Below are 21,416 nucleotides of genomic sequence, written 5' to 3'. Positions count from 1 at the left end.
ACTTACTCCTTCGCCTCGTTACGGCCGAGATGGAACGCCGTGACGGCTGCGGCGAGCAGCAACATCGAGGCGAGTTCAACCACCAGCAGATACGGACCGAACAGGCTGATGCCCACGGCCTTCGCATCGACGGTGGTGTGGCCGACGGCCTGACCGCTGGAGTGGCTGAACAGCACGTACAGCAGTTCAGCCAGCAGCAGGGCGCCGAGAATGACCGGGCCGATCCAGATGCCGGGCTTGAGCCAGACGCGCTCTTGCTGAACCGAGGCGGGACCGAGGTTCAGCATCATCACCACGAACACGAACAGCACCATGATGGCGCCAGCGTAGGCGATCACTTCCAGCACACCGGCAAACGGTGCGCCGAGGGCGAAAAACGTCATCGCCACGGCAATCAGCGAAATGATCAGGTAGAGCAGGGCGTGCACAGGGTTGGTGTTGGTGATCACGCGAAGCGTGGACACCACAGCGATACCCGATGCGAAATAGAAAGCGAATTCCATCTTTCTTCCTTAAGGCAGCAAGCTCTTCACGTTGATCGGTTCGGCTTCATTCTGCGCGGCGCCTTTGGGCTTACCGGCAATCGCCATACCTGCAACACGATAGAAGTTGTAATCAGGGTTTTTGCCGGGGCCGGAGATCAGCAGATCTTCTTTCTCGTAAACCAGGTCCTGACGTTTGAACTCGGCCATCTCGAAATCCGGTGTCAGCTGGATCGCGGTGGTCGGGCAGGCTTCCTCGCAGAGGCCGCAAAAGATGCAGCGCGAGAAGTTGATGCGGAAGAAGTCCGGGTACCAGCGACCGTCTTCGGTTTCGGCTTTCTGCAGCGAGATGCAACCGACCGGGCACGCTACGGCGCACAGGTTGCAGGCTACACAACGCTCTTCGCCATCAGGGTCGCGGGTCAGGACGATACGGCCACGGTAGCGCGGCGGCAGGTACACGGCTTCTTCCGGGTACTGCAGCGTGTCGCGCTTGCGGAAGGCATGGCCGAAGATCATCACCAGGCTGCGAAGCTGGGTGAAGAAGCCATGCACGATGTCAAAAATGTACTTCATGATTCTCTATCCTCACTGAGCCGCGACGGCGGGCGTGTTGAGCAACACGATCGCAGCGGTCACCAGCATGTTGACGAGGGTCAGCGGCAGGCAGAACTTCCAGCTGAAATCCATCACTTGGTCATACCGTGGGCGCGGAATCGAGGCGCGCAGCAGGATGAAGATCATGATGAAGAACGCGGTTTTAAGCGCGAACCAGATGAACGGGATCTGCGGCAGAATGCCGAACGGACCGTGCCAGCCACCGAAGAACAAGGTCACCAGCAGCGCCGAAATCAACACGATGCCGATGTACTCACCGACGAAGAACATGCCCCATTTCATGCCGGCGTATTCAATGTGGTAACCGTCGGCCAGTTCCTGCTCCGCTTCCGGTTGGTCGAACGGGTGACGGTGAGTCACGGCGACGCCAGCGATGAAGAAGGTCAGGAAGCCGAAGATCTGCGGAATGATGAACCAAAGGTGCTGGGCTTGATAATCGACGATGTCGCGCATGTTGAACGAGCCGACCTGGATCACGATGCCCATCAACGACAGGCCCATGAACACTTCGTACGACACGGTTTGTGCCGAGGCCCGCAAGCTGCCCAACAGGGCGAACTTGTTGTTACTCGACCAACCGGCGAACAACACCGCGTAGACCGACAGACCGGCCATGGCGAAGAAGAACAGGATGCCGATGTTCAGATCCGCGACGCCCCAGGTCGGGGTGATCGGGATGATCGCGAAGGCAATCAGCAGGGCGCTCATGGCCACAACCGGTGCCAGGGTGAAGATCATCTTGTCGGCGAATGGAGGCGTCCAGTCTTCCTTGAAGAACATCTTGATCATGTCGGCCGCGATCTGGAACGCGCCGAACGGGCCCACGCGGTTCGGACCGTAACGGTCCTGCCAGAGGGCGAGCAAACGACGCTCGACCCAGCTCAGCAGCGCGCCGCAAACCACCACGGCGAGCAGAATCACGATGGCCTTGAGGACGGCGATGATTACGTCGATCACTTCAGGCGTGAACCAGGTCATTGAGCTGCCTCCTGCAGACCGTCAACGGTTTTGCCAAAGATTGCCGCTGGAATGCCGGCGATACCCGCAGGCAATGCCACCAGGCCAGCACCCAGCTCTTCGTTGATGCGCAGTGGTAGACGCAAGGTCTGGCCGGCTACGGTCAAGCTGAGCATTGCGCCATCGTTGACACCCAGACGGTCGGCTTCGGATTTGGCCAAAGCGACGTAGGCGGCCGGGATGCGTTCCTGAACCGGTGCGGCTTTGGAAGAGGTCTCTTCGCTGCCGAGCAGGTGGAAGAACGGCACGACCTGCCAGGTACCTGGCGCCGGGTTGAACGCGCGCGGAACACTGGCGAACCAGTTCAGCGAATCACCAGCACTTTCGATCAGGCGGGTGCCCGGGTCGCCAGCGCGGATGTGACCACCGACTTCGTCCTGGAACTTGTTCCAGGCTTGCGGCGAGTTCCAGCCCGGCGACCAGGCGAATGGCACTTGCTGACGCGGTTCGACCGAGCCCGAGTAACCTTCCATCGAGAAGTTGAACGCGGTGTCGTTGTCTTGCGGGGTACGCGGTTCGTGCACGCTGATGTCAGCGCGCATGGCGGTACGACCGGAGTAACGCAGCGGTTCGCGGGCCAGTTTCATGCCCTTGATGCGGAACGCGGCGGACGGTGCGGCGTCAACGATACGCGCCAGTTGCGGCGTGCTCGAAGCAACGGCAGCGGTGACGTGGTCCAGTTGGGTCCAGTCGATCGGCTGATTCAGCAGGGTTGCGCGCAGGGCATGCAGCCAGCGCCAGCCTTCGTGAACCAGGATGCTTGCGTCCATGTATTTCGGGTCGAACACTTGGAAGAAGCGCTGGGCGCGGCCTTCCTGGCTGACCAGCGTACCGTCGCCTTCAGCGAAGCTGGCGGCTGGCAGAACCAGGTCCGCGCGATCGCTGGTGGCAGTCTTCTGATGGTCTGCAACGATCACCACTTTCGCGGCGTTCAGGGCAGCATCGACCTTCGCTTTGTCGGTGCGGGTGTACAGATCGTTTTCCAGCACGACGATGGCGTCGGCCTTACCGTCGATCACCGCTTGCAGCGCATCGTCGACCGAGTTGCCACCGAGCATGGCCAGGCCGAGGCTGTTGGCCTCTGGCACGATCAGGCTGATGGAACCGTTCTTCTCGCGCAGCTTCAGGGCTTTGGCAATGTTCGCCGCCGCTTCGATCAGCGCTTTGGAACCCAACGAAGTACCGGCAATGATCAGCGGACGCTTGGCGGCCAGCAGGGCATTGGCGATACGTTGAGCCAGTTCAACGGCTTCCGCGTCCAGGCCTTCAACGGCGGGTGCGCTGGCGTCGAGGGCGTGAGCCACAGCGAAACCGATGCGGGCCAGGTCGTCCGGGGCCGCGTGTACGCATTCTTCAGCGATGTCGTCGAGCTTGGTTTCAGCCAGGCTGGCGATAAACAGCGGGTTCAGCTCGTGCTGACCGATGTTCTTCACCGCAGCGTCGAGCCACGGCTGAACGCGCATCGCGTCGGCCATGTCTTCGGCTTTGCCCTTGACCGATTGACGCAGGGACAGGGCCATACGGGCGGCGGTCTGGGTCAGGTCTTCACCGAGGACGAAGATCGCGTCGTGGTCTTCGATGTCGCGCATGTTCGGGATCGGCAGCGGGCTGTCTTTCAGAACTTGCATGACCAGGCGGATGCGATCCAGCTCGGCGGCTTCGATACCGGAGTAGAAGTGCTCGGCGCCGACCAGTTCACGCAACGCGAAGTTGCTTTCGAGGCTGGCACGCGGCGAACCGATACCGACGATATTGCGACCGCGCAGCAGGTCAGAGGCTTTATCCAGTGCTTCGTCGAGGCTCAGCTTGGCGCCGTTGGCCAGCAGTGGCTGACGCGGGCGGTCTTCGCGGTTGACGTAGCCATAGCCGAAACGGCCACGGTCGCACAGGAAGTACTGGTTTACCGAACCGTTGAAGCGGTTTTCGATACGACGCAGTTCACCGTAGCGCTCGCCCGGGGAGATGTTGCAACCGCTGGAGCAGCCATGGCAGATGCTCGGCGAGAACTGCATGTCCCACTTGCGGTTGTAGCGCTCGGAGTGAGTCTTGTCGGTGAACACACCGGTCGGGCAGACCTCGGTGAGGTTGCCGGAGAACTCGCTTTCCAGCACGCCGTCTTCAACGCGACCGAAGTACACGTTGTCGTGGGCGCCGAATACACCGAGGTCGGTGCCGCCAGCGTAATCCTTATAGAAGCGCACGCAGCGGTAGCAAGCGATGCAGCGGTTCATTTCGTGGGAAATGAACGGGCCCAGTTGCTGGTTCTGGTGAGTACGCTTGGTGAAGCGATAACGGCGCTCGTTGTGGCCGGTCATCACCGTCATGTCTTGCAGGTGGCAGTGACCGCCTTCTTCACAGACCGGGCAGTCGTGAGGGTGGTTGGTCATCAGCCATTCGACGACGCTGGCGCGAAACACTTTCGCTTCTTCGTCTTCGATGGAGATCCAGCTGCCGTCGGTGGCGGGGGTCATGCAGGACATGACGATCCGACCACGGGTGTCGTTGGCGTCGGTGTACTGCTTGACCGCGCACTGGCGGCAAGCGCCAACACTGCCCAGGGCTGGGTGCCAGCAGAAATAAGGGATATCGAGGCCTAGCGACAGACATGCCTGTAACAGGTTGTCTGCCCCATCGACTTCGAGCTCTTTGCCGTCTACGTGGATAGTGGCCATGGTTCAAAGTTCTTCGTTGGCCCGGTGTCAGCGGGCGTGGCTAATGGAATCTTGTTATTCGCGTGAATCAACACAGCCGTTTAAGGCGTCATCACACGAGAAGGCGAAGGGCACGGACCCTTCGCCTTTTTAAGTGTTTACGCGCCGACTACGATCGGCCTTGCCAGAGGCGGGACGGCGGCGCTGGTAGGCGCGATGCCGGCTTCGAACTCTGGGCGGAAGTATTTGATTGCGCTGCCCAATGGCTCCACGGCGCCCGGTGCGTGAGCACAGAAGGTCTTGCCAGGGCCGAGGAAACCGACCAGACCCAGCAGGGTCTCGATATCGCCGGCTTGCCCTTCACCGTTCTCGATCGCACGCAGAAGCTTGACGCTCCACGGCAAACCGTCACGGCACGGGGTGCAGAAGCCGCACGACTCGCGGGAGAAGAACTCTTCCATGTTGCGCAGAAGGGAAACCATGTTGACGCTGTCGTCCACAGCCATGGCCAGGCCGGTACCCATCCGGGTGCCAACCTTGGCGATGCCGCCGGCGTACATTTGTGCGTCCAGGTGTTCCGGCAACAGGAAACCGGTACCGGCGCCGCCGGGCTGCCAGCACTTGAGCTTGAAGCCGTCGCGCATGCCGCCGGCGTAGTCTTCGAACAACTCGCGAGCGGTCACGCCGAATGGCAGTTCCCACAGGCCCGGGTTCTTGACCTTGCCAGAGAAGCCCATGAGCTTGGTGCCCATGTCTTCGCTGCCTTCACGCGCCAACGATTTGTACCAGTCCACGCCGTCGGCAATGATTGCCGGCACGTTGCACAGGGTTTCAACGTTGTTCACGCAAGTCGGCTTGCCCCAAACGCCAACGGCGGCAGGGAAGGGCGGCTTGGAGCGCGGGTTGGCGCGGCGGCCTTCGAGGGAGTTGATCAGTGCGGTTTCTTCACCGCAGATGTAACGCCCGGCGCCGGTGTGGACGAACAGCTCGAAATCGAAGCCGCTGCCCAGGATGTTCTTGCCCAGCAGACCTGCTGCCTTGGCTTCTTCCACGGCACGGTTCAAGTGCTTGGCGGCGGTGGTGTATTCGCCACGCAGGAAGATGTAGCCACGGTAGGTTTTCAGCGCGCGAGCACTGATCAGCATGCCTTCGATCAGCAGATGGGGCAGTTGCTCCATCAGCATGCGGTCTTTCCAGGTGTTCGGCTCCATTTCATCCGCGTTGCACAGCAGGTAGCGGATGTTGATGGATTCGTCCTTGGGCATCAGGCCCCACTTGACTCCAGTGGGGAAGCCTGCACCGCCGCGACCTTTCAGGCCGGCGTCTTTCACGGTCTGGACGATGTCGTCCTGGGCCATGTCGGCGAAGGCTTTGCGCGCAGCTGCGTAACCGTTCTTGGCCTGGTACTCGTCGAGCCACACAGCCTCGCCGTCGTCACGCAGACGCCAGGTCAGCGGATGAGTCTCGGCCGAACGCTTGATGCGGTTGGCAGGACCGAAGGAAGTCAGGGTCATACGTAGCCCTCGAGCAATTTGGCGACGCCAGCAGGCTGCACATCACCGAATGTGTCGTCGTCGATCATCAACGCCGGCGCCTTGTCGCAGTTGCCGAGGCAGCAAACCGGCAGCAGGGTGAAACGACCGTCGGCGGTGGTCTGACCCAGGCCGATGCCAAGCTTGCTCTGGATTTCGCTGACCACGGATTCATGGCCGCCGATGTAGCAGACCATGCTGTCGCAGACGCGAATGATGTGACGGCCCACTGGCTGACGGAAGATCTGGCTATAGAAAGTAGCCACCCCTTCAACGTCGCTGGCCGGGATGCCGAGCATCTCGCCGATGGCGTAGAGCGCGCCGTCAGGCACCCAGCCACGTTCCTTCTGGACGATCTTCAGGGCTTCGATCGACGCCGCGCGCGGGTCTTCGTAGTGATGCAGCTCGTGCTCGATGGCCGAGCGCTCGGTTTCGCTCAGGGCGAAACGGTCTGTCTGGATAAGCGTGCTGTTCATGCTTAGCGGTCCACGTCGGCCATAACGAAATCGATACTACCCAGGTACGCGATCAAGTCCGCGACCATGCTGCCTTTGATCACCGAAGGGATCTGCTGCAAGTGCGGGAAGCTTGGGGTGCGAATCCGGGTGCGGTAGCTCATGGTGCCGCCATCGCTCGTCAGGTAATAACTGTTGATGCCCTTGGTCGCTTCAATCATCTGGAAGGACTCGTTGGCCGGCATGACCGGGCCCCACGAAACTTGCAGGAAGTGCGTGATCAGGGTCTCGATGTGCTGCAGCGTGCGTTCTTTCGGCGGCGGCGTCGTCAGCGGGTGATCCGCCTTGTACGGGCCTTCCGGCATGTTGCGCATGCACTGCTCGATGATTTTCAGGCTCTGGCGCATTTCTTCGACGCGCACGATGCAACGGTCGTAGGCATCGCCATTGGCCGCCAGCGGGACTTCGAATTCGAAGTTCTCGTAGCCGGAGTACGGGCGAGCTTTACGCAAGTCGAAGTCGCAACCGGTCGAACGCAAGCCTGCACCGGTGACGCCCCATTCCAGGGCTTCTTTGGTGTTGTAGGCCGCGACGCCGATGGTCCGGCCTTTGAGGATGCTGTTGTCCAGCGCGGCTTTCTGGTATTCGTCCAGACGCTTTGGCATCCACTCGACGAAGTCTTTAACCAGTTTTTCCCAGCCGCGTGGCAGGTCGTGAGCAACGCCACCGATGCGATACCAGGCCGGGTGCAGACGGAAACCGGTGATGGCTTCGATCACCGTGTACGCCTTCTGGCGGTCGGTGAAGGTGAAGAACACCGGAGTCATTGCGCCGACGTCCTGGATGTAGGTGCCCAGGAACAGCAGGTGGCTGGTGATCCGGAAGAACTCGGCCATCATGATGCGGATGACGTCGACCTTCTCGGGCACCTTGATGCCGGCCAGCTTCTCGACCGAGAGCACGTACGGCAGGTTGTTCATCACGCCGCCGAGGTAGTCGATACGGTCGGTGTACGGGATGAAGCTGTGCCAGGACTGACGCTCGGCCATCTTCTCGGCACCACGGTGGTGGTAGCCAACGTCCGGTACGCAATCGACGATCTCTTCACCGTCCAGCTGCAGGATGATGCGGAACGCACCGTGCGCGGAAGGGTGGTTTGGGCCGAGGTTGAGGAACATGTAGTCCTCGTTCGCACCGGAACGCTTCATGCCCCAGTCTTCAGGCTTGAAGCGCGCGGCTTCTTCCTCAAGCTGTTGCTTGGCCAGGTTCAGGGTGAACGGGTCGAACTCGGTAGCACGGGCCGGGAAGTCCTTGCGCAGCGGGTGACCTTCCCAGGTCGGCGGCATCATGATGCGGGTCAGGTGCGGGTGACCTTTGAAGTCGATCCCGTACATGTCCCACACTTCACGCTCGTACCAGTTGGCGTTCGGCCAGATGCTGGTGACGGTCGGCAGGCTGAGGTCGCTCTCGGACAAGGCGACCTTGATCATTACGTCACTATTACGTTCGATCGACATCAAGTGATAGAACACAGTGAAGTCGGCGCCGCTTGGCAGCCCTTGACGCTTGGTGCGCAGACGCTCGTCCACGCCGTGCAGGTCATAGAGCATGACGTACGGCTTGGGCAGGTTGCGCAGGAAGGTCAGGACTTCGACGAGTTTGGCGCGGGCAACCCAAAGCACCGGCATGCCGGTGCGGGTAGGCTGGGCGGTGAACGCCTCAGGGCCAAAACGATTGTTCAGTTCGACGACCACATCCTGGTCGTCTGCCTTATAAGGCGGGATGTACAGAGCGCTGCCTGTAGTCATGGTTATTTATCGCTTTCGGTCAACGTAAAGAATGAAGCCAGTGTCTCGTTCTATAAAAGAAGCAGATCTGGATCAGACTTCGTCGGGGCTGCGCAGGTTGGTGACTGCGATTCGCTGTTCGCGGCGCTGTTCCTTTTGCGAAGGCATCTCGGCGCGGTACACGCCTTGATCGCCGACGACCCAGGAAAGCGGACGACGCTCCTGTCCAATCGACTCTTGCAAGAGCATCAAGCCTTGCAGAAAAGCTTCAGGGCGGGGCGGGCAGCCAGGCACGTAGACGTCCACGGGCAGGAACTTGTCCACCCCTTGAACGACGGAGTAGATGTCGTACATGCCACCGGAGTTGGCGCACGAACCCATGGAGATAACCCATTTAGGTTCGAGCATTTGCTCGTAGAGACGCTGAATGATCGGCGCCATCTTGATGAAGCAGGTACCGGCGATAACCATGAAATCCGCCTGACGCGGCGATGCCCGGATAACCTCGGCGCCAAAGCGCGCGATGTCGTGGGGCGCCGTGAAGGCGGTGGTCATTTCCACGTAGCAGCACGAAAGACCGAAGTTATACGGCCACAGGGAGTTCTTGCGCCCCCAGTTGATCGTGCCGTTAAGCACGTCTTCGAGCTTGCCCATGAAGATGTTTTTGTGGACTTGATCTTCTAACGGATCGGAAACGGTTTCCCGCTCGCCAATCGGATACTGCTCGTTAGGAGCATCGGGGTCGATCCTGGTGAGATTGTATTGCATTGCCAAAGCCTCATTGTTTCAGCTTCGCCTGCCGCTTGCGACGAGCTTCCGGAGCCCAGTCAAGGGCGCCCACTCGGAACAGGTAGACAAGACCTGCCAACAGAATTGCTATGAAAACGAGAGCTTCGACGAATCCGGTCCAGCCGCTTTCGCGGACGGACACAGACCAGGCAAAGAGAAAGAGGGCTTCGATATCGAAGATCACGAAGAGCATCGCGACCAGATAGAATTTGGCTGAGAGCCGCAAGCGGGCGCCACCTGTAGGTAGCATGCCGGACTCGAACGGTTCGTTTTTGCTGCGGCCCCAGGCTTTTGACCCTAGGAGGCTGGAGACGCCGAGCATGAAGGCGCAGAGGCCGACGACGCCCAGAAGGAAAATGGCAAAGCCCCAGTTGTGGGCCATGAGTCCTGTCGCTTCGGGCATGCTGGTAATCCTTAACAGAGAGCAAAGGTCTCTGAGCTTGAAAAGAAACAAAGCAGTGACGATATGTCGCAGCAATCAATCGCGGTGATTTTATGGCTAAACACCGAGCAAGTAAAATTCCTATAGCGAAATTATTTATAGGAATAAGGACATAGCGCACCTCCACGGGCCTGCAGCCCATGCGGTTCGGGCATTAGGGGGCATTTCATCAATTATGTTTTGTAGGGAATGTAACGAACAAAGTTGTTGATAAATGATAATCAGTATCGTTTGTGCTGGTTTTTAAACTGTTTAACGGGTGGGTGGCCGGGAAGTTGTCTTATATAGCTGTTACTGCAAGTAGCAGCCTAGGTCGTTTTACCGCAGTTTTCTGATCGCCATGCTGCTCTGGATCAATATTTTTTGCCCTTGTAGGAGCGAGCGGTGCGGCGATCCGACTTGCCCGCGAAAAACGATGACGCGGTATCCCTGAAAAACCGCGGCGCATTCTTCGCTCCTCCAGGATTGGGTGAAATTCCAGGCAAAAAAACGCCCCGAACCAGTCGGGGCGTCTAGAGGTGCGACGCTGCGGTTAGTTTTCTATCCGATCCGCAACGGCCGTTTGCTCAGTTACAGCCAATCAGTGGAACTGTTCTTCTTCAGTCGAACCGGTCAGCGCGGTGACCGAAGACGAGCCACCTTGAATTACGGTGGTCATGTCGTCGAAGTAGCCGGTGCCCACTTCCTGCTGGTGAGCCACGAAGGTGTAACCCTTGGCAGCGTCAGCGAACTCTTGCTCTTGCAGCTTCACGTAGGCAGTCATGTCGTTGCGGGCGTAGTCGTGCGCCAGGTTGAACATGCTGTGCCACATGTTGTGAATGCCGGCCAGGGTGATGAACTGGTGCTTGTAACCCATGGCGGACAGTTCGCGCTGGAACTTGGCGATGGTCGCGTCGTCCAGGTTTTTCTTCCAGTTGAAGGAAGGCGAGCAGTTGTACGACAGCAGTTGGTCCGGGTATTCCTTTTTGATCGCTTCGGCGAAGCGACGAGCTTCGTCCAGGTCCGGCTTGGCGGTTTCGACACCAGAGCAGGTCGGCGTACGGCGCGTATGCGAGACCGCGGGCGATGACGACGTCGATGCCGTTCTGGGTGTCGTAGAAGCCCTCCGCGGTGCGCCCGCCGGTGAGGAACTCGCTGGTCGCGCTCGTCGATGTCGCTCGTGATGAGCGTGGCGGCGAGGGCAGTCGGTGCGCGCGATGATGATCGTCGGCACGCCGGCGACATCCGCTGCGAGACGGGCGGCGTTCAGGGTGCGGATGTGCTGGCCGGTCGGGACGAGGACCTTGCCGCCCATGTGGCCGCACTTCTTCTCGCTCGCGAGCTGGTCTTCGCAGTGCACGCCGGCCGCTCCGGCCTCGATCATGCGACTTCATCAGCTCGTAGGCGTTGAGCGGGCCGCCGAAACCGGCCTCAGCGTCAGCCACGATTGGGGCGAAGTAGTCGATGTAACCTTCGTCGCCCGGGCCTTTGCCGGCTTTCCACTGGATCTGGTCAGCACGACGGAACGAGTTGTTGATGCGCTTGACCACGGTTGGAACCGAGTCCACCGGGTACAGCGACTGGTCCGGGTACATCGATTCGGCGGAGTTGTTGTCCGCAGCTACTTGCCAGCCCGACAGGTAGATCGCCTGGATACCGGCTTTAACTTGTTGTACAGCCTGGCCGCCAGTCAGGGCGCCCATGCAGTTGACGAAATCTTTCTCAGGACGGAAGGACGGCTTGGCACCCTGGGTCACCAGGTTCCAGAGCTTCTCGGCGCCCAGTTTTGCAAAGGTGTGCTCAGGTTGAACCGAGCCACGCAGACGGACGACGTCAGCAGCGGAGTAAGCGCGTGTCACGCCTTTCCAGCGTGGGTTTTCAGCCCAATCTTTTTCAAGGGCTGCAATTTGCTGTTCGCGTGTCAGTGCCATGGAGATAAACCTCGTCGCATAGGTCTGGGGTGGAAAATTCCTGCTCCTGCCGAGTACGCATATTTAGAGAGGCGTAAAAGGCTGCTCGCTGACCAGAAGCTTAGGCGGTCAAGTCGGATTCGGCGGGGATGGCGACGGGATGAACGATGGGCTCGAGGGGAAGTGAGCAGGTAAGGGCGAACTGGCGAGCGCATTCAGGCGTCGTGGGCCTCTATACGAACTTCAGTGTGGTGCCGGGTTACCTAATTACGCTTCCGTCCCTCGGGACAACTTCGTTCCAGTCGGCAACCTCGTCAAACACACCTTGTGGGCGGTACAGACACGAAGCGGCTCGCGGGGTAGATGCGAGCAGCGCCTCGAAGGCCCTTGCCAGGGCCCCTGATTAGCGGGAGCGAGGCCATCATGCCTTTGCTTTTTTGGCTCGTCAAACGTTTTGTAGTGCTTTTTTCAGGCACTACATCTTTAGTCTAATACGACTAATCAGTCAGTTTTTGGTGCTTTAGTCCAGCGTGTCGACTTTCACCCGCAAGGTCATGTCATCCCGGCCCTGAGTAGAGTAGCTGCGGGTTATGCCCTGTTTGTCGGCCTGAGTCTGGCGATTCACGCCGGCCAGGGTGATCCACTCGCCCAGGCGCCCCGTGACAGTTGTGTCGGTACTTTGCACATTCACTACATCGGGACGTTCCTGGCTCATGCGGTCACGGTTGGTACTGATCGCCAGGTGAACGATGTCGCCAGTGACGCTGGCGGTGACGTAGAACCCCTGGGTGACGTTGCGATACTGAGTCTGGCTTTGCACGCGACCGTAAGTATCGGTTTGCGTGCTGGTCAGCGGCACGCTCTGGCCAACCTGGATCAGTGCCGGCGAACCTTCGCTGGCCTGAACCTGCTGGATGCCGCCGTCACGGCTGTCGGTGCTGCGATTGATGATCCGGGTCTGGCTCGGCGCGGCGCCGTTCACGGAGTAACCCTGATCGCCCTGGAAGTTGTTTTCGTTGGTGTCGACAGTGATCAGCAGGCGTTTGGGTGCGGTGTCGAGTTGGGCGATGAAGGTCTTAAGTTCGTCGATCTTGTCAGGTTCTGCGTTGACGATCAGTTGGTTGCCATAGGCGCTGACCTGGCCGTCCTTGCCAATAAAATTCTGCGCCACCGGCAGCATGTCGGCGCTGGTGCGGTAGCTCAGGGGCACGATCTCGGTGGCGGCCATGACCGAAAAACTGCAGGTCAACAACAGCGTGGTGAGCAGGGTGCGTAGGGACATGTCCGTTATCTCCGCTTTCTAAAGGCTTGATATTGCCAGTTTGTCGGCCCAGGGTGGGGCAAGTTGAATCGTAGACAGCAAAACGCCCCGGCATCCAAGGATGGCGGGGCGATTTGATGGTGTTCACAGGCTGTTTTTGTGGCGAGGGAGCTGGCTCCCGCTGGGGCGCGAAGCGGCCCCAAAATCTTGGGTCTGCTGCGCAGCCCAGCGGGAGCAAGCTCCCTCGCCACAAGGGCTAGGCCGAATGCCGAACCATGTCCACATGCGGTATCCCGGCTTCCAGGAATTCCTCACTGACCAGGCTAAACCCCAAGCGCTCATAGAACGCTGTGGCCTGTACCTGTGCACTCAGCATCTGCTGCTTCAGCCCGCGCTTCTCGGCCTCGCCGATCACCGCTTGCATCAGCGCATCGCCGACTTTCAAGCCGCGCCAATCCTTGAGTACCGAAACCCGGCCAATGTGACCATCGGGCAGCAGGCGGGCGGTGCCAATCGGAAAGTCGCCTTCGAAAGCGAGGAAATGCACCGCTGTGGCGTCATCGGCATCCCATTCCAGCTCAGGCGGAACGGATTGCTCGGCGATGAACACCGTCTCACGAATGCGCCGTATCTCGGCGATATCCTTCTGCCAGTCTGCGACACGAACGTGTATTTTATTCATCAGCAAACCCCAGGCTGCCTTGCTTGACCAGCTCGCACAGCAGGCCGCGGCCGTCTTCGTCGTTCAGCCAGTCACCAAGGTTATCGGTGTGCAGGGCGTCAGCAGCGCAGATCAGCTTCAGCAACTCGCGCAGTTTGCCCGGCAGGTAACGGCTCTGGCCGCTGGCGAACAGCAGCAGGTCGTCATCGACTTCGGACCAGGCCATGCGCGCGCTTGGGTTGCGAATAAGCACAGCACCTTGTTCCAGGCTGGCGAGGAAGTCTTCTTCTTCGATTTCTTCCGGGCCGACCACCAGTTCCGGGTAGCGCGGCTCGGTCATGTACTGGCCGAACCAGGTCAGCAGCAGGCGCTCATCGCTCATGTGCTCGGCCAGCAAAGCTTTCAGGCGATCAAGGGCGTCGTGCTGGATCTGGTGCGGATCGACTGCCGGCAGGGCGTCGGCATCGGTGTAACGCTCTTCATCTGTCAGGAACTGGCTGAGGAAGTCGGTGAAATGAGTCAGCACTTCAGAGGCGCTTGGGGCGCGGAAGCCGACCGAGTAGGTCATGCAGTCATCAATCGCGACGCCGCAGTGAGCCAGGCGCGGCGGCAGGTAGAGCATGTCGCCCGGTTCCAGAACCCACTCATCGGTGGCTTCGAAGTCGGCGAGGATGCGCAGGTCTGCGTGTGGCAGCAGCTTGCTCTCGGAATCGCACATCTGGCCGATTTTCCAGTTGCGCTTGCCGTGGCCTTGCAGCAGGAACACGTCGTAGTTATCGAAGTGCGGGCCGACGCTGCCACCGGGGGCGGCGAAGCTGATCATCACGTCGTCGACGCGCCAGCTCGGCAGGAAGCGGAACTGCTCCAGCAACTCGCCCACTTCTGGCACGAATTGGTCAACCGCTTGAACCAGCAGGGTCCACTCGGTTTCCGGCAGCTTGCTGAATTCGTCTTCGGCGAACGGGCCGCGGCGCAATTCCCAAGGACGCTCACCGTGCTCGATCACCAGGCGCGATTCAACTTCTTCTTCAAGCGCCAGGCCGGCCAGTTCGTCGGGATCGATCGGGCTTTCGAAATCGGGGATCGCCTGGCGGATCAGCAGCGGTTTTTTCTGCCAGTAGTCACGCAGGAATTCGCGTGCCGTGATGCCACCCAGAAGTTGAAGAGGAATATCAGGATTCATGTGTAACCTATTGAAAAAATGCACTTTTCAGACGGGAATAAAAACGCCCGGCGCTGCCGGGCGTCTCAAAAGGGTCAAGCGGTCGATCAGATGCGTTTGGCTTGCTCTACAGCGTTACCGATGTAGTTCGCCGGGGTGAGCAATTTCAGCTCGGCTTTGGCTGCGGCTGGCATGTCCAGGCCGTCGATGAAAGTTTGCAGCGCTTCAGGGCTGATGCCCTTGCCGCGAGTCAACTCTTTCAGCTTCTCGTACGGGTTTTCGATGTTGTAGCGGCGCATCACGGTCTGGATTGGCTCGGCCAATACTTCCCAGCACGCGTCCAGGTCGGCAGCAATTTTCTGAGCGTTGAGCTCAAGTTTACTGATGCCTTTGAGGCTGGCTTCGTACGCGATCACGCTATGGGCGAAGCCGACACCGAGGTTACGCAGTACGGTGGAGTCGGTCAGGTCGCGCTGCCAGCGGGAGATTGGCAGTTTGCTCGCCAGGTGCTGGAACAGTGCGTTGGCGATACCCAGGTTGCCTTCGGAGTTTTCGAAGTCGATCGGGTTGACCTTGTGCGGCATGGTCGACGAGCCGATTTCGCCAGCGATGGTGCGCTGCTTGAAATAACCCAGGGAGATGTAGCCCCAGATGTCGCGGTCGAAGTCGATCAGGATGGTGTTGAAGCGGGCGATCGCGTCGAACAGCTCGGCAATATAGTCGTGCGGTTCGATCTGCGTGGTGTACGGGTTGAAGCCCAGGCCCAGCTCGTCTTCGATGAAGGCGCGGGCGTTTTCTTCCCAGTCGATTTCCGGGTAGGCGGAGATGTGTGCGTTGTAGTTGCCGACAGCGCCGTTGATCTTGCCCAGCAGCGGAACGGCAGCGACTTGAGCGATTTGACGCTCCAGACGGTAAACCACGTTCGCCAGCTCTTTGCCCAGGGTGGTCGGCGAAGCCGGTTGACCGTGGGTGCGCGACAGCATTGGCACGTCAGCGAAACGGATCGCCAGTTCGCGGATGGCTTCAGCGGTCTGGCGCATCAGCGGCAGCATCACGTCATCACGGCCTTCGCGCAGCATCAGGGCGTGGGACAGGTTGTTGATGTCCTCGCTCGTCGCGGCGAAGTGGGTGAGCTCGCTGATCCTTGGCCAGTTCCGGCAGCTTGGCCGCTTGCTCTTTGAGCAAGTATTCGATGGCTTTAACGTCGTGGTTGGTGGTGCGCTCGATCTCTTTGACACGCTCGGCGTGCTCCAGAGCGAAGTTGTCCGCCAAGGTGTTCAGCACCGCGTTGGCTTCGGCGGAGAACGCCGGCACTTCGCTGATGCCTGGGTGGGCGGCCAGGCGCTGGAGCCAGCGCACTTCAACCAGAACGCGAGCACGGATCAGACCGTATTCGCTGAAAATTGGGCGCAGGGCCTGGGTTCTGCCGGCGTAGCGGCCGTCAACAGGGGAAACCGCAGTGAGCGAAGAGAGCTGCATGGGGTGTTCTCGGACAGTCGGGCAACGAAATGGGGCGCGTATCATACATGAAAAATTCCGCCGGTCCGTTGCCAACTGACCGGCGTACTACGCGTTACTGACTACAAAGCGGTGTTGCGGGCGCGGTTCAGCTGCTGCGCATCAGCGGGTAAAGCTCTTTGAGCAACTTGCGACGGCTAATCACCAGCTGCCAGCGATGGCCGCCCAACTGCCGCCACAACCGCGCCGAACGAATCCCGGCGAGCAACAGCGCGCGGATCTTCGAGGCGTTGCTCGGTTGCTGCAAGTTACGCATGTCGCCGTGGACCTGGATCCGTTGGCGCAAGGTGCTCAGGGTGTCCTGATACAGCGCACCGCAGGCCGCGATCACGTTTTCGTGGGCCGGACCGAAGTGCTCAACCTGGGATTGAATCTGTGGCAGGCGCTTGCCGATCACCTCGAGCATGTCGCCACGCTTGGCCAATTGACGCTCAAGACCCAGCATCGCCAGGGCATAACGCAGTGGTTCGCGCTGCAGGGTGCTCGGGTCGCGTTCCAGGGCACCGATCAACGCGCGATAGCCTTCACGCAGATTGATGTCGTCGCCGCCGTAGACTTCCAGGGTGTCCTTGGGGTCGCGAATCAGCAAGCTGCCGAGCATGCACGTCAGGCCGGCTTCGCTGGTCTGGCCGCTCTTGGCGATCTTGTCCACCAGCACGGCGGCGAGAAACACGCCGCCCAGTGCCGTCAATTGCTCCTGAGTCGGGCTCATTGCTGTGCGCCTTGAGGAGTGCCTTTGCTGGTCCACGGCTCGGCAATTTCGATCACGCCGCCGCCGAGGCAGATTTCCCCGTCATAGAACACCACGGATTGGCCTGGGGTGACCGCGCGTTGCGGGTCATCGAAGATCGCGCGGTAGCCGGTGGCGGTCTTTTCCAGCGTGCAAGGCTGGTCGCTTTGGCGATAACGGACCTTGGCGGTCAAACGGCGGGATTCGCTCAGATCAATCGGGTTGACCCAATAGATGTCCGAGGCGAGCAGGGCGCGGGAGAACAGATACGGGTGATCATTGCCCTGGCCAACGATCAGCTCGTTGTTGACCAGATCCTTGATCAGCACATACCACGGCTCGTCACTGGCGTCTTTCAAGCCGCCGATGCCCAGGCCCTGGCGCTGACCGATGGTGTGGTACATCAAGCCGTGGTGACGGCCAATGACTTCACCTTCGGTGGTCTTGATCTCGCCTGGCTGCGCCGGCAGGTACTGCTTGAGGAAGTCGCTGAAGCGGCGTTCGCCGATAAAGCAGATCCCGGTGGAATCCTTTTTCTTCGCGGTGGCCAGTTCGTGTTTCTCGGCAATCGCGCGGACTTCGGGTTTTTCCAGCTCGCCGACCGGGAACAGGGTCTTGGCGATCTGTTCACCGCCCACGGCGTGCAGGAAGTAGCTCTGGTCCTTGTTCGGGTCCAGGCCCTTGAGCAACTCGGTGCGGCCATCGATGTCGCGGCGGCGCACGTAGTGGCCGGTGGCGATCAGGTCGGCGCCGAGCATCATGGCGTAGTCGAGGAACGCCTTGAACTTGATCTCGCGGTTACACAGGATGTCCGGATTCGGCGTGCGCCCGGCTTTGTATTCGGCCAGGAAGTGTTCGAACACGTTGTCCCAGTACTCGGCGGCGAAGTTGGCGGTGTGCAGCTTGATGCCAATCTTGTCGCACACAGCCTGCGCATCCGCCAGGTCGTCCATGGCGGTGCAGTATTCCGTTCCATCGTCTTCTTCCCAGTTCTTCATGAACAGGCCTTCCACCTCGTAACCCTGCTCGATCAGCAGGAGAGCGGAAACGGAAGAGTCCACGCCGCCGGACATGCCGACAATGACGCGCTTCTTTTGTGTGTCAGAAGGGGCTGGATCACGCATAGGGATTCAATGAGTGTCTTGAAAAAGGACGCGATTCTAACAGGCCGAAGCCCGCAAGGCTAAAGAGAAGGGCGGATCAGTTCGAGACCGAAGTGTTTACCGTCCAGATAATCATCGATGCAGCGGATGATCAGCTCACTGCGCCAGTTTGCGCGCTGTTCTACCAATTCGTCACGGGTCAGCCATTTGGCGCCGACGATGCCGTCATCCAGCTGATAGTCGGGGTGGTGTTTCAGCGCTTTGGCGGTGAAGCAGACCCGCTGATAGGTCACGCCGTTGCTCGGTGCGGTGTAGAGGTAAATGCCCACCACGCCCGTCGGCTCGACGTCCCAGCCGGTTTCTTCGAGGGTTTCGCGCACGGCGGCTTCGATCAGGGTTTCGTCCGGGTCCAGATGGCCGGCGGGTTGGTTGAGTACCGCTTGTCCGCCCTTGAGTTCTTCGACCATCAGGAACCGGCCGTTGTCTTCGACGATAGTGGCGACGGTGATGTGGGGTAGCCAGGCCATAGGACTTCCTCGATTCTTACTGTTTGAACACGATCAAATGTGGGAGCGGGCTTGCTCGCGAATGCGGTGGGTCAGTCAATAAAGATGTTGAATGATAAGCCGCATTCGCGAGCAAGCCCGCTCCCACATTGTCCAGCGTTCACATTTGAATGTGTGCCACAAGCAGAAGCCCCGGCACGGGGCCGGGGCTTCTTTGCATCCTTACAACCTTAAACCAACGCAGCGATCGCGGCGTTGAAGGTGTTGCTTGGGCGCATGGCCTTGCTGATCAGCTCGGCATTGGCGTGGTAGTAACCGCCGATGTCCACTGGCTTGCCCTGAACGGCATTGAGCTCGGCGACGATGGTCGCTTCGTTCTCGGCCAGGGTCTTGGCCAGTTGGCCAAACTGCGCTTGCAATGCAGTGTCTTCGGACTGGGCGGCCAGGGCTTGTGCCCAGTACAGCGCCAGGTAGAAGTGGCTGCCGCGGTTGTCGATGTTGCCGACTTTGCGCGATGGCGACTTGTTGTTGTCCAGGAACTGGCCAGTGGCCTGGTCCAGGGTCTTGGCCAAAACCAAAGCTTTAGGGTTGTTGTACGTCACACCCAAATGCTCAAGGGAAGCGGCCAGGGCCAGGAACTCGCCCAGGGAATCCCAGCGCAGGAAGTTTTCTTCCAGCAGCTGCTGAACGTGCTTCGGTGCCGAACCGCCAGCGCCGGTTTCAAACAGGCCGCCGCCATTCATCAGCGGGACGATCGACAGCATCTTGGCGCTGGTGCCCAGTTCCATGATCGGGAACAGGTCGGTCAGGTAGTCGCGCAATACGTTGCCGGTCACCGAGATGGTGTCCTTGCCTTCGCGAGTGCGGCCCAGGGTGAACGCCATCGCGTCGACTGGCGACATGATGCGGATGTCCAGGCCCGAAGTGTCGTGATCCTTCAGGTAAGCCTGAACTTTTTCGATCACAACGCCGTCGTGGGCGCGCATTGGGTCCAGCCAGAAAATCGCTGGAGTGGCGCTTGCGCGAGCACGGTTGACGGCCAGTTTGACCCAATCCTGGATCGGCGCGTCTTTGGTCTGGCACATGCGGAAGATGTCCCCGGCTTCAACCGACTGTTCCAGCAGGGTGCGACCAGCGCTGTCGGAAACCCGAACCACGCCGTTGCTCTTGATCTGGAAAGTCTTGTCGTGCGAGCCGTACTCTTCAGCTTTTTCGCCATCAGGCCAACGTTTGGCACGCTGCCCATGGTGGTTGGATCGAAGGCGCCGTTTACCTTGCAGTCTTCGATGACCGCCTGGTAGATGGTGGCGTAGCAGCGATCCGGGATCACGGCCTTGGTGTCGTGCAGTTGACCGTCAGTGCCCCACATTTTGCCGGAGTCACGGATCATTGCCGGCATCGAGGCGTCGACGATAACGTCGCTCGGCACGTGCAGGTTGGTGATGCCTTTGTCGGAGTTGACCATGGCCAACGACGGACGAACGGCGTAGACCGCCTGGATGTCCGCTTCGATCTGCGCTTGCTGCTCGGCCGGCAGGGCCTTGATGCGAGCGTACAGGTCGCCGATGCCGTTGTTCAGGTTAAAGCCGATCTGCGCCAGCACGTCAGCGTGTTTGGCCAGTGCGTCTTTATAGAACTCGGCAACGATCTGGCCGAACATGATCGGGTCGGAGACCTTCATCATGGTGGCTTTCAAGTGAACCGACAGCAGCACGCCTTTTTGCTTGGCGTCTTCGATCTCGGCTGCAATGAAGCTGCGCAGGGCGTTTTTGCTCAGTACCGCGCAATCGAGGATCTCACCGGCTTGCACGGTGGTCTTTTCTTTCAGGACGGTGGTGGTGCCGTCTTGAGCGATCAGTTCGATTTTAACGGCGTCAGCGGCGTCGATCAGGGCAGCTTTTTCGCTGCCGTAGAAATCGCCGGTGCTCATGTGCGCGACGTGGGACTTGGAGTCCGCAGCCCAGGCGCCCATTTTGTGCGGGTGCTTGCGAGCGTAGTTCTTGACCGACAGCGGGGCACGACGATCAGAGTTGCCTTCGCGCAGAACCGGGTTTACGGCGCTGCCCTTGATCTTGTCGTAACGCGACTTGGCTTCTTTGTCTGCGTCGCTGCTCACGGTTTCCGGATAGTCCGGCAGTGCGAAGCCCTGGGCTTGCAGCTCTTTGATCGCGGCTTGCAGTTGCGGAACCGAGGCGCTGATGTTCGGCAGCTTGATGATGTTGGCTTCAGGCGTAACGGCCAGGTCGCCCAGTTCGGCGAGGTGGTCGGCTACGGCTTTGTCACCCAATTGCTCGGGGAAGCTGGCCAGGATGCGCCCTGCAAGAGAGATGTCGCGGGTTTCCACGGCAATATCAGCGGAGGCGGTGAAGGCCTCTACGATAGGCAACAGTGAATAGGTGGCGAGGGCTGGGGCTTCGTCGGTGAAGGTATAGATGATCTTCGAGCGGGTGGGCATATTCGGATTAACTCTCTCTTCTTTGCTAAAGCGTGCGCCGAAACTCGAGGGGCGCCGTGTAAGCGCGTTCGTTCAAAGTCATCCATGAGCCGAATGTCGAGGTTTCTTCGCGGTGATGTTGGGTGCATCAGTCGAGCGTCAAGCGGGTGGGCTGCGGTAACAACCCGGCTTCAATCTGGCTGAAAGTCTCGTAATAGAGAGCTTGGCCTTTGTGACCCTTCGGTCAGCGGCGGCATTATACATAGGTAGCTGGCAATCTGCCGATGGTTCATATGCAACGATTCTCGTCCATTGGTCTAAAGGTCGCAGGGCGGCGGGCGGCGTAGAGTCTTGCACCGTGCTTGAGTTTGGCGCTTTT

General features: G+C 59.8%; 15 protein-coding genes and 3 pseudogenes. All 18 read right to left on the bottom strand.

Annotation, left to right across the window (positions count from 1 at the left end):
- Window positions 1-2 precede the first annotated feature (2 nt).
- Window positions 3-503, bottom strand: coding sequence for an NADH-quinone oxidoreductase subunit J (nuoJ, locus tag RHM58_RS30390; RefSeq protein WP_322269001.1), 501 nt, complete (start codon window positions 501-503; stop codon window positions 3-5).
- A 9-nt stretch (window positions 504-512) separates the two neighbouring features.
- Window positions 513-1,058, bottom strand: a complete 546-nt coding sequence (nuoI, locus tag RHM58_RS30385; RefSeq protein WP_177331423.1) for an NADH-quinone oxidoreductase subunit NuoI — start codon at window positions 1,056-1,058, stop codon at window positions 513-515.
- Between the two features lie 12 nt (window positions 1,059-1,070).
- Window positions 1,071-2,078: an NADH-quinone oxidoreductase subunit NuoH gene (gene nuoH, locus RHM58_RS30380; RefSeq protein ID WP_201204594.1), complete on the bottom strand. Its 1,008-nt coding sequence runs from the start codon at window positions 2,076-2,078 to the stop codon at window positions 1,071-1,073.
- Window positions 2,075-4,789 carry an NADH-quinone oxidoreductase subunit NuoG gene (nuoG, locus tag RHM58_RS30375; protein ID WP_201204592.1) on the bottom strand — a complete coding sequence of 905 codons (2,715 nt, stop codon included), beginning with the start codon at window positions 4,787-4,789 and terminating at the stop codon, window positions 2,075-2,077. Before nuoG ends, nuoH begins: the two co-directional genes overlap by 4 nt.
- Window positions 4,790-4,926: 137 nt before the next feature.
- Window positions 4,927-6,282, bottom strand: coding sequence for an NADH-quinone oxidoreductase subunit NuoF (nuoF, locus tag RHM58_RS30370; RefSeq protein ID WP_322269000.1), 1,356 nt, complete (start codon window positions 6,280-6,282; stop codon window positions 4,927-4,929).
- A complete protein-coding gene (gene nuoE / locus RHM58_RS30365; RefSeq protein ID WP_201204588.1) occupies window positions 6,279-6,776 on the bottom strand; it encodes an NADH-quinone oxidoreductase subunit NuoE in 498 nt (165 codons plus the stop codon). The genes nuoF and nuoE overlap by 4 nt, the downstream gene beginning before the upstream one ends.
- A gap of 2 nt (window positions 6,777-6,778) precedes the next feature.
- Window positions 6,779-8,563, bottom strand: a complete 1,785-nt coding sequence (gene nuoC, locus RHM58_RS30360) for an NADH-quinone oxidoreductase subunit C/D (RefSeq protein WP_054053672.1) — start codon at window positions 8,561-8,563, stop codon at window positions 6,779-6,781.
- A gap of 72 nt (window positions 8,564-8,635) precedes the next feature.
- The gene (locus tag RHM58_RS30355; protein ID WP_008146035.1) at window positions 8,636-9,310 is read right to left on the bottom strand and encodes a NuoB/complex I 20 kDa subunit family protein; all 675 of its coding nucleotides are present in this window, start codon (window positions 9,308-9,310) and stop codon (window positions 8,636-8,638) included.
- Window positions 9,311-9,320: 10 nt separating this feature from the next.
- Window positions 9,321-9,734: an NADH-quinone oxidoreductase subunit A gene (locus tag RHM58_RS30350; RefSeq protein WP_003223812.1), complete on the bottom strand. Its 414-nt coding sequence runs from the start codon at window positions 9,732-9,734 to the stop codon at window positions 9,321-9,323.
- Between the two features lie 619 nt (window positions 9,735-10,353).
- Window positions 10,354-11,683, bottom strand: a pseudogene (gene aceA / locus RHM58_RS30345) (isocitrate lyase).
- 499 nt (window positions 11,684-12,182) lie between these two features.
- Window positions 12,183-12,944 (bottom strand): secretin N-terminal domain-containing protein, encoded by a 762-nt coding sequence (locus RHM58_RS30340; protein WP_322268999.1) that lies wholly within the window; start codon window positions 12,942-12,944, stop codon window positions 12,183-12,185.
- Window positions 12,945-13,179: 235 nt separating this feature from the next.
- On the bottom strand, window positions 13,180-13,605 hold the full coding sequence (locus RHM58_RS30335) for a GNAT family N-acetyltransferase (RefSeq protein ID WP_054053668.1): 426 nt from the start codon (window positions 13,603-13,605) through the stop codon (window positions 13,180-13,182).
- Window positions 13,598-14,767, bottom strand: coding sequence for a cupin domain-containing protein (locus tag RHM58_RS30330; RefSeq protein WP_322268998.1), 1,170 nt, complete (start codon window positions 14,765-14,767; stop codon window positions 13,598-13,600). Before RHM58_RS30330 ends, RHM58_RS30335 begins: the two co-directional genes overlap by 8 nt.
- Window positions 14,768-14,853: 86 nt before the next feature.
- Window positions 14,854-16,225: pseudogene (purB, locus tag RHM58_RS30325) on the bottom strand (adenylosuccinate lyase).
- A gap of 127 nt (window positions 16,226-16,352) precedes the next feature.
- Complete coding sequence (hflD, locus tag RHM58_RS30320; protein WP_201197121.1) at window positions 16,353-16,976, bottom strand: high frequency lysogenization protein HflD; 624 nt, start codon at window positions 16,974-16,976, stop codon at window positions 16,353-16,355.
- Window positions 16,973-18,118 (bottom strand): tRNA 2-thiouridine(34) synthase MnmA, encoded by a 1,146-nt coding sequence (gene mnmA, locus RHM58_RS30315; RefSeq protein WP_201204578.1) that lies wholly within the window; start codon window positions 18,116-18,118, stop codon window positions 16,973-16,975. Before mnmA ends, hflD begins: the two co-directional genes overlap by 4 nt.
- A 59-nt stretch (window positions 18,119-18,177) precedes the next feature.
- Complete coding sequence (locus RHM58_RS30310) at window positions 18,178-18,624, bottom strand: NUDIX hydrolase (protein ID WP_201204576.1); 447 nt, start codon at window positions 18,622-18,624, stop codon at window positions 18,178-18,180.
- 209 nt (window positions 18,625-18,833) lie between these two features.
- Window positions 18,834-21,058, bottom strand: a pseudogene (locus RHM58_RS30305) (NADP-dependent isocitrate dehydrogenase).
- Between the last annotated feature and the right edge of the window lie 358 nt (window positions 21,059-21,416).

It is taken from the genome of Pseudomonas sp. 10S4 (assembly GCF_034344865.1).
GTDB lineage: Bacteria > Pseudomonadota > Gammaproteobacteria > Pseudomonadales > Pseudomonadaceae > Aquipseudomonas.
Note: the sequence above shows the minus strand (reverse complement) of the source record. Positions and strands in the feature narration are given on the sequence as shown.